Genomic DNA, 16,175 nt, shown 5'->3' with positions numbered 1-16,175 from the left:
AAAACATACTTGCTTTTGGCAGTTGTACTCTTAGTTTGGGGAATTATAGGGTATAAGTTTGTAAGTGCTTTAAATCCTACAATTGAAAGTAATGCTACAGCTGTAATTGCTGATAAATTTGTTCCAAAAGAGATAAAAGAAAGAGAGCAGTTCACCATAGTTGCCGAATATAGAGATCCATTTTTGGGAACAATCAAGAATCCCGCCTCTAACCGTAAAAAGAAAGTTTCTATAATAGTAAAGAAAGATTTACCTAAAAAGAACATTGTTTACACAGGATTCATTACCGATAAAGGTAGTAAACAGAAAATCTTTTTTGTAACCATAGACGGTCAACAACAAATGATGGGCTTGAAAGATACTTTTAAGGAAGTAAAATTGATTCAAGGCACTAATAGCTACATTAAAGTTTCTTATAACGGAATATCAGAAAAAATTATTCTAGCACAATGATTATAGCTAGAAAAGTGAAAGCAGGAGCATTACAATTTGTACTTTTTGTAGGTGCAATTGTAGCGGTTTTGTTGATGTCTTTTTTATTATTGACCTATACCCATCAGCATTTTGAAAAAAAAACGGATGTTTTGGTAGAGGTTCTTAGAAGAACCAATTATGGTATAGATGCCTCACTAAAATTCGATTTTCAAATAGGAGAAAAATATACAGTTGTAAAAGAAGAAGATATACCCATAACAACTACGGTTGAAAGAGAGTTTTGGGGCGTGTTTGAAAAAAGAAAATCACTTGCGGTACATGGAAATACTTCATATACCAAAACAGTGCTTATTGGCGGGCAAGAACAAGAAGAATTACCAGCATTATATTTAAATAACCATCAAAGACCTATGATAATTGCAGGAAATGCAAAAATAACAGGAAACGCCTTTTTACCGGAGCAAGGGTTGAAGATGGGTAATATTAATGGTAACTCATATAATAGAAATGAGTTACTTTATGGCAGAAGATTTAGAAGTGATTCTGTCTTACCTAAGTTATCATTAGATTTAAAGGGTCAAATAGACGTATTGACCAATACTAATTTTATTCCTCAAGGCGAGATTATACATCGTCTTTCATCTGAAGGAATTAAAAATTCTTTTAATAACGAAACTATAATTTACAAGGATAGAGCAGTACGATTACAGAATATACAATTAACCGGCAATGTAATTATTGTAGCTTCTTCTAAAATTATTGTAGAAGCAAGTGCCCAACTTACTGATGTAGTCTTAATGGCACCAGAGATTGAAATACAAAAAGGCGTGGTAGGTACTTTTCAGGCAATTGCTACCGAATCTATTTATGTAGGTAAAAAGTGCAATTTGTTTTACCCTTCGGCACTGGTGGTTAAAAAGAAAAAGAGTTTTCAAGGTTCAGGATTAGCAAATAATAAAGCTACTGTAAATCAAACCCCAACTATTCATTTAAATGAAAGTGTCAACGTTAAGGGTTATGTCATGGTAATAGATGATAATACCACAAAGCAATATACACCAAGCGTAAAAATAGAAACTGGTGCTAAAGTCATTGGAGAAGTGTATTGTACCAAAAATGTGGAGTTGAAAGGGAGTGTAGATGGTACTATTTATACAGACGGATTCATTGCTTTAGAAAACGGTAGTGTATATCAAAATCATATCTATAATGGGATAATTAATAGTACACAGTTATCCGAGAAATATGTAGGTCTGTTATTGGCGTCAAGAGTAGAAAATAAAGAAGTAATGAAATGGCTTTACTAAAAAAAATAAAGGCATCTTCATTAATGGAAACATTAGTAGCTACAGTACTTATTGTAGTCATATTTATGATTTCAAGTATGGTTTTGAATAATATTATCGCAACAAATATTAGACAAAATACAGACAAAGTTGAAGAGCGAATGAATGTTTTGGAATACCAATATCTTCATAAGGTTTTGGAATTGCCCCACTATGAAGAATATGAGTCATGGGAGATTTCTATTGTTGCAGATGAAAAACGAACGGGACAATATGCAGTTATGAAGGCGGAGCAAACCAAAACCGAAATGAGTATAAGAAAATCTCTAATAGGTGAAGATTAAACTAAACAAAATAAAGGCGTTCTCTTTACAAGAGATGATGGTGGTGTTAGTAATTACCACTGTTGTTGTAGGTATGGCTTTTGCGGTATTAAATTTAGTGCAACGACAAATGGGGAGTATCGAGACCATTTATGCCATTAAAACAGATATAAATCAGCTAAGGCAGTCTTTATGGATAGATTTTAGCAGATATGATTTCATAGTTGTTGACCAAAAGAATAATAAAATATTACTTTCCAATGAATTGGAAGGAAGGCAGTATGAGATTTTAAACGGAAATAGTATTCGAACAGAAAATTTAGAAATGGAATTTGAATCTATTGCGTATTATTTTGATAATCAGAAAGTGGTTCAAGGTGAGATAGATGCTATTTCTATAGTAACCAGTAAGGATACAGGACATCAAGAAATATTTGTATTTAAGCAGAATACACCAGTTACGTATATAAATCAGCAATAATGAGTGGTTTTAAGCTAGAACAAACGGCTAGAAATAAACAAGCAACCTCTGAAAAGGATTGGTTGAACAATCTGTTGCAAAAAGAAATTACGTTTGGTAAATCTTTCGGGAATAAGAAGAAGGAAAATTTCTATTCAGAACTGGCTGTGTTGCTTAAAGCGGGGATTCAACTAAAAGATGCAATTGCCTTAATACAAGGCAATCAAAAAAAAGAGAAGCAAATTACCCTTTTTAGCGAAATAGGGTCGGAATTGATAGCGGGTCAAAGTTTTTTTGAAGTACTAAGAGATAAACCGGAGTTTTCTGAATATGAATATTTTTCTATAAAAATTGGTGAGGAAACAGGAACATTACCCAGAATTGTAGAAGAATTAGGTAAGTTTTACGAAAGAAAAAATGAACAGCGAAGAAGCTTAATGAATGCTTTGACTTATCCAATTATTATACTTTGTACGGCAATATTAGTAGTTGTATTTATGCTTCGTATGGTAGTGCCCATGTTTGAGGATATATTTAAGCAAAATGGGGTAGAATTACCAGGGATAACCAAAATGATTATCAGTGCCTCTAATTTTATTAAAGATTATGGTTGGTTAGTGCTCTTGTTTATTGGATTGTTAATTGTACTAAGAAAAGTGTTTTCTACTAAGCAATGGTTTAAATCGGTTAATGATCAATTTATTCAACGAATACCTTATATAGGTAGTTTTGTTACCTCTGTGTATTTAGCACAATTCACGCAAGCTGTAGCCTTATTAACCGCTTCTAAAGTGCCCATGCTGAACAGTATTCAGTTAGTAAAGAAAATGATTAATTTTCATCCCTTAAACGAGGCATTGAAGAATGTAGAAAATGATGTAATGTCTGGGCAAAGTTTAAATGCTAGTATGGCAAATAATAAGATCTTTGATAATAAAATGATTTCATTGGTCAAGGTGGCTGAAGAAACCAACCAGACTGAATACATCTTTGAGAGATTAAGTCAGCAATATGCGATAGAAGTCCAGCAAAAATCGAAACTACTTTCCACCTTAATGGAACCTATAATTATTATTGTGATTGGCATTTTTGTAGGCGTAATTTTAGTGTCTATGTATTTACCAATGTTTAAGTTGAGCAGTGTAGTGGGGTAGTACGAAGTTTCAGTTTTAAATCTCTAAAATTTAGGATTTTTAAAGGGAAGCGTATTTTTGAAATAAACTATTTGCTTGGTTACCATATCAAAATAAGGGAGTTCACCATTTTCACCTAATGGAATATTCAATACTCTTTGGTATCGTTCAATTTTCTGACTTAATGCTAGTATGTCACCTTTAGTTGCTGGTTTATTATTGTTATTGGTAAAAGCATTTTTTAAGACATCTGCAGCAAGTGCTCCGGCAGTAGCATTTCCAATTCCTGCAGCACTCATTTTTTCAATTTTATTGGTAAATTTCGGAGCTTGTTTAACGGGTAATAAATTCGATGTTTTTGTTTTCTGATGATGAGCTTTAGACCTGCATGTGGCACTACAAAATTTTTGCACATGCCGTCTTTTAGGTATGAATTCTTCATGACAATAGGTGCAGATGTAGTATTTTGTGTCCATTTAGCGTTAAATGTACGTATGTTTGACGCATAATTAATGAATTTTCCGAGATATTTTGATAGGGTAGCTAATTAACTAACCTTAGCTAAAATAGGGGAGTTGTTTCTAATTTGAATTAAAAACAGTTTTTAAAAGAAATTCCATTGATTCTTCATCGGTAATTAAAACCGGCTTTCGAGACCCTATTTTTTTTAGACTTTTGGGTGTAGGACTTGCTTCAATTGTATCTAACTTTTCTTGGTGTTTAAAGACATTTTTTAATAGCAGAACATTGTCATTCTTAATATAGGTTAGAACTTCAGCTGAATTAAGATTTGGAATTATTTGAATACTGAATTTGTTTTCAATTTGGACTTTGTGATATTGAAAACAATCTGCCTGAAGTTGAAAGTATCCCTTGATTTTTTTATTGGCATCGCACTGAAATGTCACATTTTCATTCATCCATTTAGTAATGAACGTATAAAACCGTAAATGCATTATATAACTTTCTAAAAGCGTTGAAAATTGTAATGAACTCGCATCTTCCTTTTTGTCTATTAACGTTATTGTATTATAATTGAGAATTGACGCCTTTTCTAATAATGGTGTGCAATCTTTTATAGCTAGCACTTTTTCTGCTGCATTATTTTCAGAAAGTAGAACAATGGTATTAAAAAATTCTTCTGTTTTAATATTTCTAAATTCACTTAGTTCACTTAAAGGGATGATACTTTTGGGAATAAAAAATAGAAGAGGGTTATAGAGCTGATTTATTAAACGTTTTAATGTATTGCTTGTATCCATTCTATTCTTTTAAAAGATTGGAATAATCTTCGGCAAGCTCAGCATCTATATCACGTAAATATTTTTCTAAAGCGGACATTGAACTATGACCCGTTATCAACATTAATTTACTTTTGGCTTCAAATGGTGTAGCATCTTTTAATATTACCCGATATAGTTTTGTGATATACGTATGTCTGAAGCTGTATAATCCGAAATCTTCGTTTAGATTAAAATGTTCTTTCACTTTTTGTTTAAATCGTTTAGAGAAATAATTTCTTCTGTTAGTTTCTTTAGTATCCCAAGCTCCGCCAATTTCGGTAGGGGTAAAAAGTAAATGATCTGGATTCAAATTTGATAAGTCTGGTATTTCATCAAATAGCATTTGGGGTATTATTTTCTTTTTTAACTTACTGTTTTTAGCTTGGAAGGTAAGTGTTCTGTTTATTAAATCCACGTCTTTAATACGAAGCCTAGATACTTCTATAGGTCTAAGAAAGTTATAGGCAACAAATTTGATGTATAGTAATAATATCGGGTCTTCTTTCGTTAAATGTTTGAATATACTTTTTTCTACCTCAAGAAAATGTTTTATTCCGATTTGGTACAGATTTTAAAACCTTAATCGTTTTTATAAAGTTGAGTTTTATAATTTCATTTTCTTCTAAAGTCTGTAAAAAAGTTCCAAGGGTCAATCTGAAATTATTTCTATTTCTTGGACTTGTATTGATGACTATTTCGTTTAAAAAATCAAGCAACATTTTTTTAGTTAATTGATGGGTGTATTTAATATTTGGATAATTTTCTGATAGCCATTTTAAAAAGGCTTGACCTTTAAGTCGATAATCTTGAACTGTTCTAGCTTTAACTTGATTTTTCTTCAACTTTAAAACGTAATCGAAGGCATCTTTTAGGGGCATTCCTAAATCCTTTGTTTCCGATTGAGTCGGCAGTTCTATATTCGCTATGTTGTTATTAGACTTTTTATGTTCAGTTTTAATTTTTTCTATTTTATTGTCTACTCTTACATGCTTTAAATCCGGTTCATGAATTTTATCGACCGATTGATTTTCCAATGGACTATAGCCAGCTCTCAATAATTTTAATAAATTTTTACGGTAGGAGGTGAGAATTGTTAATCTATCTGCCTTGGTTTTGTAGTTATTGGCCTTACCATAAATATTTTTCATTCGTTCCAATTTATTAGTTTTTGGGTTCCTAAATGAAAAATAGACGTACCATCTTTTTGAAAGATCACCTTTGGCGGTATAGATTTTTGGTACTGAAAAGTTTGGTTTTGTAGACAAATCGTGTTCTAAATCGTGTTCACTTTCGTGTTCAATTGTAATTGCATGCAGAAATATAGACATAAAAAAACGGTTTAGAGTGAACTAAACCGTTGTTTTACTTGAATTTACTAATGTAGCGAGAGGGGGGCACGATCCCCCGACCTCCGGGTTATGAATCCGACGCTCTAACCAACTGAGCTACCTCGCCATATTATTTTTAAACGGCTGCAAATATAGTGGTAATTTATTTGTTCTTCAACAAAACTTGATGAAAAAAATAATACCTCACATTTATTTTTTTATCATTTAGAAATATATATATTGCCCGCAATAAAGTAGCATGAACATGAGCGATAAAATAAAATTTGAAATTGAGTTTGTAATACAGTCTTCACCACAGATGTTATATCAATACCTGGCAACACCATCTGGACTGTCAGAATGGTTTGCTGATAATGTGAATTCTAGAGGAGAAAAGTTTACATTTATTTGGGACGGAGCTGAAGAAGAAGCTAAACTCTTAAAACGAAAATCTGATGAGTTTGTACGTTTTGCTTGGGATGAAGCAGAAGATGATAGCTTTTTTGAGATGAAAATAATTGTTGATGAAATAACTAAAGATGTTTCATTATTTATAACCGACTTTGCAGAAGATGATGAAATTGAGGAGTCTAAAATGCTTTGGACGAACCAAGTTTCAGATTTAAAACAGGTATTAGGATCATCCTAAAAATACCCTTATTTACAGTATCTTTGAGCCTTAATTTTTTAAGGCTTTTTTTATGTTCAATTTTAATGGTGAACTTCTTGATAACAATACTTCTTTTTTGAACGAAAAGAATAGGGGAGTACAGCTAGGTGATGCCGTTTTTGAAGAGTTACGTGTTTTAAATGGTGATATTATTTTTTTAGAGGATCACTATTTACGGTTAATGTCTTCTATGAGAATTCTAAGAATGGAGATACCAATGAACTTTACGATGGAGTTTATGGAAGAAGAAATTCTAAAAATACTATCTGAGAGCGATTTAAAAGAAGCCAAGCAAATAAAATTCACCGTTTTTAGAAATAGCAGTAATGATTCTGCTGCATCTGATAATAGTATTTCTTATTTCATTACTAGTAACACGTTAATAAATCCGTTTTTTATTTTAAATGAAGAATCATACGAAGTAGAGCTTTTTAAAGATTTCTATAAAAATTCTAGTATGCTCTCTAATTTAGATACCAATAATAAAGTTTTGAATGTCGTAGGAGCTATTTACGCCCAAGAAAATGATTATCAAGATTGTTTGTTGCTTAACGAGAGAAAGCAGGTAATAGAGGCTCTAAATGGCAATTTATTTGTGGTAAAAGGTAGTCAGATCAAAACAGCACCTGTAACCGATGGTTGTATTAATAGTATTCTAAGAAAAAAGCTCATTGAAATTATCTCGAAACTAAATGATTTTGATTTTCTAGAAGAAAGCATTTCGCCTTTTGAGCTTCAAAAAGCAGATGAGTTATTTATTGTAAATAATATTGACGGTATTATCTCTATTACAAAATATAGAAAGAAATATTTTGTCAATACAACAGCCAAAAGTCTAATCGGTAAATTGAATGCTGCAGCTAGAATGTCTCTTACTTCTAGTACTTAATTGAGACTTGGATTTTCGGGAGCATTAGACCAAAGTAGATAGTCACCACCCAATTGAATCATGTTTTCTTTCCAAATTGCTTTTGCGGCTTTTTGAATGATTCTACTTTCATGTTCGTTTTCAACAACGATCCACGATTTTGAAGTTAGTTCTTCATCTAATTGTAGAGAAGACCAGCCAGAATAGCCAAGAAAGAAACGAATATCATTTTCAGAAATAATCTCTTTATTGATTAGTTCTACGGTAGTTTCAAAATCACCGCCCCAGTAAATACCATCAGAGATTTCTACACTGTTATCTATTAAGTGTGGTACTTTATGAATGAAGTAAAGATTGTCTTGTTCTACAGGACCGCCGTTATATACTTGAAAAGGAATTTCAATTTCGGTTACCAACTCGTTTATTTGATATTCTAATGGCTTGTTTAAAATAAATCCAACAGAGCCTTCATTGCTATGTTCTGCTAACAGCACAACGGATCTATTGAAAGAAACGTCTCCTGTCAAGGAAGGTTCTGCAATTAGTAATTTTCCTTTGGTTGGCTTTAATGCGATCATTAATTTACTATGATTATATACCTAAAGTAAGACAAATCCTTCTAAATGCAAAAACATGGAAATAAAAAAAGCGCCAATTAAGGCGCTTTTAATAAATTTATCAGTGTAAAACTAGTTTACAGCTTTGCCTAAATCAGCACCTGCTTTAAACTTAACTACATTTTTAGCAGCGATTTGGATAGTTTTTCCAGTTGATGGATTTCTACCTTCTCTTGCATTTCTTTTAGATACGGACCAAGAACCGAAACCTACTAAAGAAACTCTATCTCCTTTTTTAAGAGAATTTTCAACATTTCCCAAGAAAGATTCCAATGACTTTTTAGCCGCAGCTTTTGTGATGCCAGCGTCAGCTGCCATTGCATCGATCAATTCTGTTTTGTTCATAATGTGATAATTAATTGTGATTAAATAATTTATACCTACTAACAAATTTATATGGATTTCTGAGCAACACAAGTAAAACAAGGGGAAATCCCTGATTTTGTTGATAACTCAGCGTGTTTGTTGATAAAGTAGGTTTTTTTTTACGTTTCTCGCAGCCCAATAACGACGGGGGTTCACCCCATTTTAGCGTTTTTTTCCAAATTAAGGCCGTTCAACAGATCTCTTACGAGCATTCTTTTCTTGCCTTGAAGTTGTATTTCATCGAGATTTAAGTAACCACCTTGTACTGCAACTTTCATCTCTTTTTTAGTAAAAATTAGAGTTCCAATTGTAAGTTCATGTTCTTCGTGTTCTATATTGGCTTTGTAAATCTTTGTAATCATCTTCTGATCTCCGTTTGTCAAAGTTGTCCATGCCGCTGGGTACGGACTCAAACCTCTTATAAAGTTGTATATATCTTCTTTAGACTTACTCCAATCTATTTCACATGTTTCTTTAAAAAGTTTATGAGCAACTTTTAAATCGTCGGAATGTGGCTGTTTCGTAGTTTCAAAATTTCCCTCTTGAATTCGTGCTACCGTTTTTATTACTGTTTCAGCCCCTAAGTGCATTAGTCTGTCATGTAGGTCTTCGGCATTATCAGTTTTTTTAATGCTAGTTTCATCTTGCATTATTATGGCACCTGTATCTATTTTTTCATCAATAAAGAAAGTTGTGACTCCGGTTTTTGTCTCTCCATTTATAATAGCCCAATTAATAGGCGCGGCACCTCGGTATTGTGGCAATAGAGAGGCGTGCAGGTTAAAGGTTCCGTATTTTGGCATATCCCAGACAAGTTTAGGCAACATTCTAAAGGCCACTACGATTTGTAAATTAGCATTTAGAGATTTTAGGGTGTTTAAAAAATTAGCATCTTTTAAATTGGTTGGTTGCAATACTTTAAGATTATTTTCAACAGCATATTTTTTTACTGCAGATTCGTTTAGCTTCCTGCCTCTGCCAGCTGGTCTGTCTGGGGCCGTAATAACACCCACTATGTTATATTTCTTTTTTACCAACATGTCTAAAATGCCCACGGCAAAATCTGGAGTTCCCATAAATACAATTCTCAATGCTTCCATATTATAATAGTTGGTATTCGTTTATAGCGTTTAATGATACGTAATTGTCTTCTAATAATTCTTGTAAGGCTGCAATAACAATGTCTTGATTAATGTTTAGACGTTTTTCTAATTCTTGCGAACTTGTAGTATTCTGCTTTAAGAGTTGAATGATTTTTATTTTGGCGTGTACAACATCCGTATTACCAAGTTTCTGGCTGATGCATACATCACATATGCCGCATTCTTTTTCTTGAACTTCCCCGAAATAACTTAATAACTGAATACTTCTGCAAACAGTGTCATTTTCAATATAGTTCAACATTTTCGTCACCTTATCAATTTTGAGTTCATTTTGCTCTTCAATATTTCTTGCAAACATATTAATGGTGCGATCATCATCTCGTGGTACTAAAAAAAGCATTTCTAAATCACTAGAAACACTGGTATATTCAATAATTTCATCTTTTGCCAGTTGTTCAAAATTTTGATGTAACAATGATTCTGATATAGCTGTTTTTTTAGATAATAAGTACATATTTATTTGTGTGTCGAATTCAAAGAGTCCGCCGTAAGTTCGTAATACTACTTTTATGAAATCGGCAAGTTTTGAATTTTTGTCAATATACCTATGTAGGGTATCCTTATCTGTTATGAATTTGATCGTAATTTTTTTCGAAAAATTTTCGGACAGTGATATCACCGAGTTTCTATCTAGTAGCTGCAATGCATTATAGGTTAAAAAAGTATTCAGCTTATATATGTTACAAAATTCATTGAAATTTAGATAGAACTTTGCTTCTGTAAATTCTCCGTAGCCAATTTGAAAAAATGTATTTAATTTTTTGTAAATCATTTTTACATAGGCTACATCTGGTAAAATTTCAATGAATTGCTTTTTTACCAACACTTTGTCGGTTGTATTGGTAAGTAGAATTGCTTTAGCAAAGTCTCCGTTTCTACCGGCTCTGCCTGCTTCTTGAAAGTAATTTTCTACACTATCGGGTATTTGAAAATGAACTACCAATTCAACATCTGGTTTATCTATACCCATACCAAAAGCATTGGTGGCGACCATAACTTGAACTTTATCTTCTAACCAAAGATTAAGCCGTTCTGTTTTCATTTTTTGATCAACGCCCCCATGATAGAACGCTGCCTTTACATTATTCTTTACTAAAAACTTAGAGAGTTCTTCTGCTTTTCTTCTACTTCTAACATAAACTATTGCACTGTGTTTTATTTGCTGGCAGTATTGTTTTAAACGACCATTTTTATCTTCGGTCTGTATGACTCCAAATCCTATATTTTTTCTAAAAAAAGAATCTTTTACTACAAATGGATAGTTAAGGTCTAATGAAGATATGATATCATCGCTAACTCTTTTCGTTGCAGTTGCGGTTAATGCAACCATTGGTGGGGTAGGGTGTAATTCGCGTAATATAGAACAGCTTAAATATGCTGGCCTAAAATCGTGACCCCATTGAGAAATACAATGTGCCTCGTCAATAACGAACATAGATACGTTCATGGCCTTTATACGTTCTTGAACCAATTCTTGCTGTAAACGCTCAGGCGATAAATACAAAAACTTATAACTGCCGTAAATACAATTATCCAATAATTTATCTACTTCGGTGAATTTGAGTCCGCCTTTTAGACCTATCGCTTTAATGCCTAGTTTTTGAAGATTGTCTACTTGATTTTCTATTAAAGCAACTAACGGAGATATTACGATACAAATACCTTCTTTCATTAATGCCGGTACCTGAAAACATAGCGATTTGCCGCCTCCTGTAGGTAACAAACCTAAAACATCCTGACCATTAGAAATGGCATTGATGATTTCTTCTTGAGAGCCTCTAAAGCTGTCAAAACCCCAATATTTTGATAAAATTTCTTTTGGTGTATTATTCACCCGTTTTATTTATAAAATCAACTACAAATTGCATACGATTTTCAATAGTGCCAAATGGAACTTCTATCGGAGTATACCCTAAGTCAATATACGCTTTTTCAAGCTTTTCGTGAATGCCACAAGCTTGTTCGAAATTTTCCATTCGTTCATTGTCCTGCACATAAATTTCTTTCCAAGGTGGTAGTATCAATACTTCGTCATACCTATGTTCTAAACATAAATTAGCATAACGTTCTTCTGCAGCTTGACCAAAATAATCCATATAGGCTATAACATCTGGTAACCCGCGATCATAAAATAAATGGTCTTTATGAATATTTTGTCCATTAATGAAATGTTGTAAACGGGCATTGATCAGTTCGTCATTAAAACTTTTAGAATCTTTGACAAAATCAATTGGATTCACTAATTGGTCATCTAATGATACATCGCCTAATGCATCTAATGTCATCGTTCGTATTACTTCATGAAAACAATGGTATCCATTTTCTTCAAGTGATGATATCAATACCGTTTTGCCCGTTCCCGGTCCTCCTGTTACAACAATTCTCTTGCTTTTCAAACTCATGATTTAATTAAGCAAAAGTACATAAACCAACAGTATTAAAAAACTGGTTCATTACACTTATCTTTGCATAAAACACTAGTGATGGACGAAAATAACCCAGTTGAATTCTATAAGAAATTAAAGGAGCAATTAACAGAAACCTCAAAATGGCCTTCTGACTATCTATATAAATTTATTGTAGAGACGAATACAGATAAAGTTGATAAAATAAATACCATTTTTGATAATATGGGAGCGGTTGTTAATTTAAAAGAATCTAAAAATGGTAAATATACCAGTGTTTCTATAACGGTAAACTTAAAGAGCCCAGACGAGGTTATAGAAAAATATAAAAAAGTAGGTGAAATTGAGGGTGTAATATCATTGTAAAATAGCATTTCATCTATAATTTTCTTAATTTGGCATCGTTATAAGAATACTTCTCAAACACATTAAGCTAAAATTTTCAATTTGCAATTAGTAGAAAACCTAGAATATAATACCGAGCGTGAACATTTGATTATACCAGAGTATGGTCGTCATTTTCAAAAAATGGTGAACCATGCGATATCAATTGAAGACCGCGAAGAAAGAAATAAAGTTGCGCAAGCAATCATTAGCGTAATGGGAAATATACAACCCCATTTGCGCGATGTGCCCGATTTTCAACATAAACTTTGGGATCAGCTGTTTATTATGTCTGATTTTAAGTTGGATGTAGATTCTCCTTTTCCTATTACCTCTAAAGAGGTTTTAAGAAAAAGACCAGATCCTTTAGAGTATCCTCAAAATTTTCCTAAATATCGTTTTTACGGGAACAACATTAAACGTATGATCGATGTTGCCGTAGAGTGGGAGAAAGGTGATAAGCGTTCTGGCTTGGAATATGCGATTGCCAATCACATGAAAAAATGCTACTTGAATTGGAATAAAGATGTAGTTGATGATAAAGCTATTTTTAAACATTTATTTGAATTAAGTGATGGTCGCATAGATTTAGCTGCTGAAGGTGAAAGTTTGACAGATAGCGGACAGTTTCTTAAAAATCGAGTTGCTAAAACTCCTCGATCGAGTAATTCAGGAAAGAAAAATCAAAGAAATAATAATAACCGCGGTAAAAAACGCTATTAAATTTCCACTTCTCTAGATGGGGACATTCAAAATTGAAGGAGGGCATCAGTTATCTGGTGAAATAACACCTCAAGGAGCAAAGAACGAAGCACTTCAAATACTTTGCGCAGTATTACTTACAGATGAAAAAGTAACCATTACCAATATTCCAGATATTGTTGATGTAAACAAACTTTTAGCTCTTTTAGAAGATTTAGGCGTAAAAATTCAAAAGAAAGGCAAAGGCGCTTACACTTTTAATGCCGATGATATAAACCTTGAATATTTACAATCTGATCAATTTAAACAAGATGGTAGAGGCTTAAGAGGCTCTATTATGTTGGTTGGACCATTATTGGCACGTTTTGGTAAAGGATATATTCCGAAACCTGGTGGTGACAAAATTGGTCGTAGACGTTTAGATACACACTTTGAAGGATTTATAAAATTAGGTGCCAAATTTCGCTACAACCGAGAAGAATATTTCTACGGGGTTGAAGCAGATAAGTTGAAAGGTACGTACATGTTGTTAGATGAGGCTTCCGTTACCGGAACTGCAAACATTGTTATGGCAGCAGTTTTAGCTGAAGGGCAAACTACCATTTACAATGCGGCATGTGAACCTTATTTACAGCAACTTTGTAAAATGTTGAATAGAATGGGCGCCAAAATATCGGGTGTGGGTTCTAATCTATTGGTTATTGATGGTGTAGATAAATTAGGCGGTACGGATCACCGTATGTTACCTGATATGATTGAAATAGGTAGCTGGATCGGTTTGGCTGCTATGACCAAAAGTGAATTAACTATTAAAGATGTTAGTTGGGACGATTTAGGTCAGATACCAACAGTATTCGGTAAATTGGGCATCACTCTAGAAAGAAAAGGTGATGATATTTATATTCCCGCTCATAAAAATGGATATGAAATACAAAATTATATAGATGGTTCTATTTTAACCATTGCCGATGCACCATGGCCAGGTTTGACTCCTGATTTATTAAGTATTATTCTAGTTGTTGCAACACAATCTAGAGGAGAAGTGCTTATACACCAAAAGATGTTTGAAAGCCGCTTATTTTTCGTAGACAAGTTGTTAGATATGGGAGCAAAAGTTATTCTTTGCGATCCACATAGAGCTACGGTAATAGGGCACGATTTTCAATCTACTCTGAAAGCCACTACAATGACCTCACCAGATATTAGAGCAGGTGTTTCATTGTTGATTGCTGCGTTATCTGCAAAAGGGACTTCTACTATTCATAATATTGAACAGATCGATCGTGGTTACGAGAATATAGATGAAAGACTACGTGCCATAGGTGCTAAAATTATAAGGATGTAAATTTTAAGTAACAGGTAAGCATAAAAATTAAACTCCATAATACGGTTCTTAACCAATTATGGAGTTTTAACTTTTTAATAGATTTTTCTACATCTCTTTCTTTAGATATATTTTCATGTAATGGCACGAACATTACGAAGGTTGAAAGCCATGCGCCTATAACTAATAGACAATATAGAATACTGTTAAAATCAGGAGTTGTAAAAACTTGAACCATACTTATGATCAATTGTGCGATCATTAATGGTATTACTACAACTGCAATTCTTTTGGTGTAGCTACTGTGCCATTGAAAAAGATCTTCATTTTTGTAATAAGAGAAACTCGGATATATAATTAATTGTACCATCCAAATGAGAACCAATAAACCACTATCGCAAATTAAACGTATTGTCTCTAGCATTTATTTTTCAATTAAAGTGCCGTCGGGATATTTTGCAAAACGCCCTTTGTTTTTTTCATGAACTTGATCAGGATATCTCCAAGGCCAACCACCAAATTGCGTAGTTCTAAACTCGCTCATTGCATTTTCCAATTCTTCATCGGTATTCATAACAAACGGACCATACTTAGCCACAGGCTCGTCAATGGGTTTGCCCTGTAATACAAGAATACTAGCCTCTTTTTCAAATGCTTTCAATGTAATTTCAGCATTTGCGTCTACATCAATACCATGGTTCGGAGTTATTGTTTCATCGAAGATTTCTAAAGATTGCCCTTCATAGAAATATATAGTTCTCGTTGAATTTTTATTAGCTTTAGGTAAAGTTACAGTGCCATTAGCTTCAATTTTTATATTCCAAATAGCAACATCGTTTTCTATGGCTGAAGCCCATGAATTAGGTGCAGCTTCTAATGCTTGTTGAGAACCAAAACTGCCGGCAATTATTTTTACTGTCGACTGCTCTAATTCTAATACCGGAATATCTTCATGCCAAAGCATTTTAAAGTGTGGATCTACAAATTTGCTTTTAGCTGGTAGATTTAGCCATATTTGAAAAAGCTCTAAGGTATTTTCTTTATCGGTATGAATTAGGGGAAACATTTCTGAATGTTGTACGCCGCTACCAGCGGTCATCCATTGTACATCTCCTTCTCCAAATCTTCCTGCAGCACCTAATGAATCAGAGTGATCACAAAATCCTTTATTTACTATGGTTATTGTTTCAAAGCCGCGATGTGGATGTGCGGGAAATCCTGGTATAGTTGTACCATGATACATTCTATAGCCATCTTTAATTTGAAAATCGTTTCCTAAATTTCTTTCAGATAAAGAATCAGCCGGACCTAACTCACCATTTCCTTTAGGGTAGTGGTCCAAGTGATACACACAGAACAAAAAAGGATCTTGTGTTTGCCATGGAAAATCTAATTGAAAAATTTTATTTATTGTCTTATGCATAAGTA

At 33.2% G+C, this 16,175-nt stretch carries 21 protein-coding genes and 1 tRNA gene; 10 read left to right on the top strand and 12 right to left on the bottom strand.

From position 1 onward, the window contains the following. Positions 1–15 precede the first annotated feature (15 nt). Genes DFQ03_RS00630 through DFQ03_RS00610 form a run of 5 tightly spaced genes read left to right on the top strand, consistent with a single transcriptional unit; the run spans position 16 to position 3,658 of the window. A complete protein-coding gene (locus tag DFQ03_RS00630) occupies positions 16–453 on the top strand; it encodes a hypothetical protein (RefSeq protein WP_208295872.1) in 438 nt (145 codons plus the stop codon). Then, on the top strand, positions 450–1,742 hold the full coding sequence (locus DFQ03_RS00625; RefSeq protein WP_133671106.1) for a hypothetical protein: 1,293 nt from the start codon (positions 450–452) through the stop codon (positions 1,740–1,742). Before DFQ03_RS00630 ends, DFQ03_RS00625 begins: the two co-directional genes overlap by 4 nt. Next, entirely contained in the window at positions 1,730–2,065 is a 336-nt protein-coding gene (locus tag DFQ03_RS00620) for a hypothetical protein (RefSeq protein WP_133671105.1), read from the top strand. Before DFQ03_RS00625 ends, DFQ03_RS00620 begins: the two co-directional genes overlap by 13 nt. Continuing rightward, positions 2,055–2,525, top strand: a complete 471-nt coding sequence (locus tag DFQ03_RS00615) for a hypothetical protein (RefSeq protein WP_133671104.1) — start codon at positions 2,055–2,057, stop codon at positions 2,523–2,525. Before DFQ03_RS00620 ends, DFQ03_RS00615 begins: the two co-directional genes overlap by 11 nt. After that, entirely contained in the window at positions 2,525–3,658 is a 1,134-nt protein-coding gene (locus tag DFQ03_RS00610) for a type II secretion system F family protein (protein ID WP_133671103.1), read from the top strand. The genes DFQ03_RS00615 and DFQ03_RS00610 overlap by 1 nt, the downstream gene beginning before the upstream one ends. Positions 3,659–3,681: 23 nt before the next feature. On the opposite strand, the gene DFQ03_RS00605 is transcribed toward DFQ03_RS00610, so the two are convergent. From DFQ03_RS00605 to DFQ03_RS00585, 5 genes are all read right to left on the bottom strand, one after another. Continuing rightward, positions 3,682–4,050, bottom strand: a complete 369-nt coding sequence (locus DFQ03_RS00605) for a hypothetical protein (RefSeq protein WP_133671102.1) — start codon at positions 4,048–4,050, stop codon at positions 3,682–3,684. A gap of 168 nt (positions 4,051–4,218) precedes the next feature. Next, a complete protein-coding gene (locus DFQ03_RS00600; RefSeq protein WP_133671101.1) occupies positions 4,219–4,899 on the bottom strand; it encodes a hypothetical protein in 681 nt (226 codons plus the stop codon). 1 nt (position 4,900) lies between these two features. After that, positions 4,901–5,443, bottom strand: a complete 543-nt coding sequence (locus DFQ03_RS00595; protein ID WP_262711547.1) for a site-specific integrase — start codon at positions 5,441–5,443, stop codon at positions 4,901–4,903. Positions 5,444–5,456: 13 nt separating this feature from the next. Then, positions 5,457–6,068 (bottom strand): hypothetical protein, encoded by a 612-nt coding sequence (locus DFQ03_RS00590; RefSeq protein ID WP_133671099.1) that lies wholly within the window; start codon positions 6,066–6,068, stop codon positions 5,457–5,459. A 233-nt stretch (positions 6,069–6,301) separates the two neighbouring features. Continuing rightward, positions 6,302–6,375 (bottom strand) — tRNA-Met (locus tag DFQ03_RS00585). Positions 6,376–6,513: 138 nt separating this feature from the next. Between DFQ03_RS00585 and DFQ03_RS00580 the strand changes: the two genes are divergently transcribed. Beyond that, the gene (locus DFQ03_RS00580; protein ID WP_073243911.1) at positions 6,514–6,897 is read left to right on the top strand and encodes an START-like domain-containing protein; all 384 of its coding nucleotides are present in this window, start codon (positions 6,514–6,516) and stop codon (positions 6,895–6,897) included. Positions 6,898–6,949: 52 nt separating this feature from the next. Then, positions 6,950–7,807 (top strand): aminotransferase class IV, encoded by an 858-nt coding sequence (locus tag DFQ03_RS00575; RefSeq protein WP_133671098.1) that lies wholly within the window; start codon positions 6,950–6,952, stop codon positions 7,805–7,807. Here DFQ03_RS00575 and DFQ03_RS00570 read toward each other — a convergent pair. The 5 genes from DFQ03_RS00570 to DFQ03_RS00550 all read right to left on the bottom strand — a co-directional run bounded on the left by DFQ03_RS00570 (position 7,804) and on the right by DFQ03_RS00550 (position 12,334). Then, positions 7,804–8,364: a YqgE/AlgH family protein gene (locus DFQ03_RS00570; RefSeq protein WP_133671097.1), complete on the bottom strand. Its 561-nt coding sequence runs from the start codon at positions 8,362–8,364 to the stop codon at positions 7,804–7,806. The genes DFQ03_RS00575 and DFQ03_RS00570 overlap by 4 nt on opposite strands. Positions 8,365–8,475: 111 nt before the next feature. Continuing rightward, the gene (locus DFQ03_RS00565; protein WP_257786218.1) at positions 8,476–8,751 is read right to left on the bottom strand and encodes an HU family DNA-binding protein; all 276 of its coding nucleotides are present in this window, start codon (positions 8,749–8,751) and stop codon (positions 8,476–8,478) included. A 170-nt stretch (positions 8,752–8,921) separates the two neighbouring features. Further along, positions 8,922–9,869, bottom strand: a complete 948-nt coding sequence (gene fmt / locus DFQ03_RS00560; protein WP_133671096.1) for a methionyl-tRNA formyltransferase — start codon at positions 9,867–9,869, stop codon at positions 8,922–8,924. A 1-nt stretch (position 9,870) separates the two neighbouring features. Beyond that, positions 9,871–11,766 carry a RecQ family ATP-dependent DNA helicase gene (locus tag DFQ03_RS00555; protein ID WP_133671095.1) on the bottom strand — a complete coding sequence of 632 codons (1,896 nt, stop codon included), beginning with the start codon at positions 11,764–11,766 and terminating at the stop codon, positions 9,871–9,873. Beyond that, positions 11,759–12,334 carry an AAA family ATPase gene (locus tag DFQ03_RS00550; RefSeq protein WP_133671094.1) on the bottom strand — a complete coding sequence of 192 codons (576 nt, stop codon included), beginning with the start codon at positions 12,332–12,334 and terminating at the stop codon, positions 11,759–11,761. Before DFQ03_RS00550 ends, DFQ03_RS00555 begins: the two co-directional genes overlap by 8 nt. Positions 12,335–12,415: 81 nt before the next feature. Here DFQ03_RS00550 and DFQ03_RS00545 point away from each other — a divergent pair, with 81 nt between their 5' ends. The 3 genes from DFQ03_RS00545 (at position 12,416) to murA (ending at position 14,768) form a co-directional block, all read left to right on the top strand. Beyond that, on the top strand, positions 12,416–12,703 hold the full coding sequence (locus DFQ03_RS00545; RefSeq protein WP_133671093.1) for a DUF493 family protein: 288 nt from the start codon (positions 12,416–12,418) through the stop codon (positions 12,701–12,703). Between the two features lie 81 nt (positions 12,704–12,784). Continuing rightward, positions 12,785–13,444, top strand: a complete 660-nt coding sequence (locus DFQ03_RS00540) for a DUF4290 domain-containing protein (RefSeq protein WP_133671092.1) — start codon at positions 12,785–12,787, stop codon at positions 13,442–13,444. A 16-nt stretch (positions 13,445–13,460) separates the two neighbouring features. Continuing rightward, the gene (gene murA / locus DFQ03_RS00535; protein ID WP_133671091.1) at positions 13,461–14,768 is read left to right on the top strand and encodes a UDP-N-acetylglucosamine 1-carboxyvinyltransferase; all 1,308 of its coding nucleotides are present in this window, start codon (positions 13,461–13,463) and stop codon (positions 14,766–14,768) included. Here murA and DFQ03_RS00530 read toward each other — a convergent pair. Together DFQ03_RS00530 and DFQ03_RS00525 are read right to left on the bottom strand one after the other, a co-directional pair. Further along, positions 14,755–15,171: a hypothetical protein gene (locus DFQ03_RS00530; RefSeq protein WP_133671090.1), complete on the bottom strand. Its 417-nt coding sequence runs from the start codon at positions 15,169–15,171 to the stop codon at positions 14,755–14,757. The two genes, murA and DFQ03_RS00530, sit on opposite strands and share 14 nt — an antisense overlap. Then, positions 15,172–16,170 (bottom strand): pirin family protein, encoded by a 999-nt coding sequence (locus DFQ03_RS00525; protein ID WP_133671089.1) that lies wholly within the window; start codon positions 16,168–16,170, stop codon positions 15,172–15,174. Between the last annotated feature and the right edge of the window lie 5 nt (positions 16,171–16,175).

The organism is Maribacter caenipelagi (assembly GCF_004364175.1).
Taxonomy (GTDB): Bacteria; Bacteroidota; Bacteroidia; order Flavobacteriales; family Flavobacteriaceae; genus Maribacter; species Maribacter caenipelagi.
The sequence above is the reverse complement of the archived record's forward strand: the minus strand, read 5'-3'. Positions and strand labels throughout refer to the sequence as shown.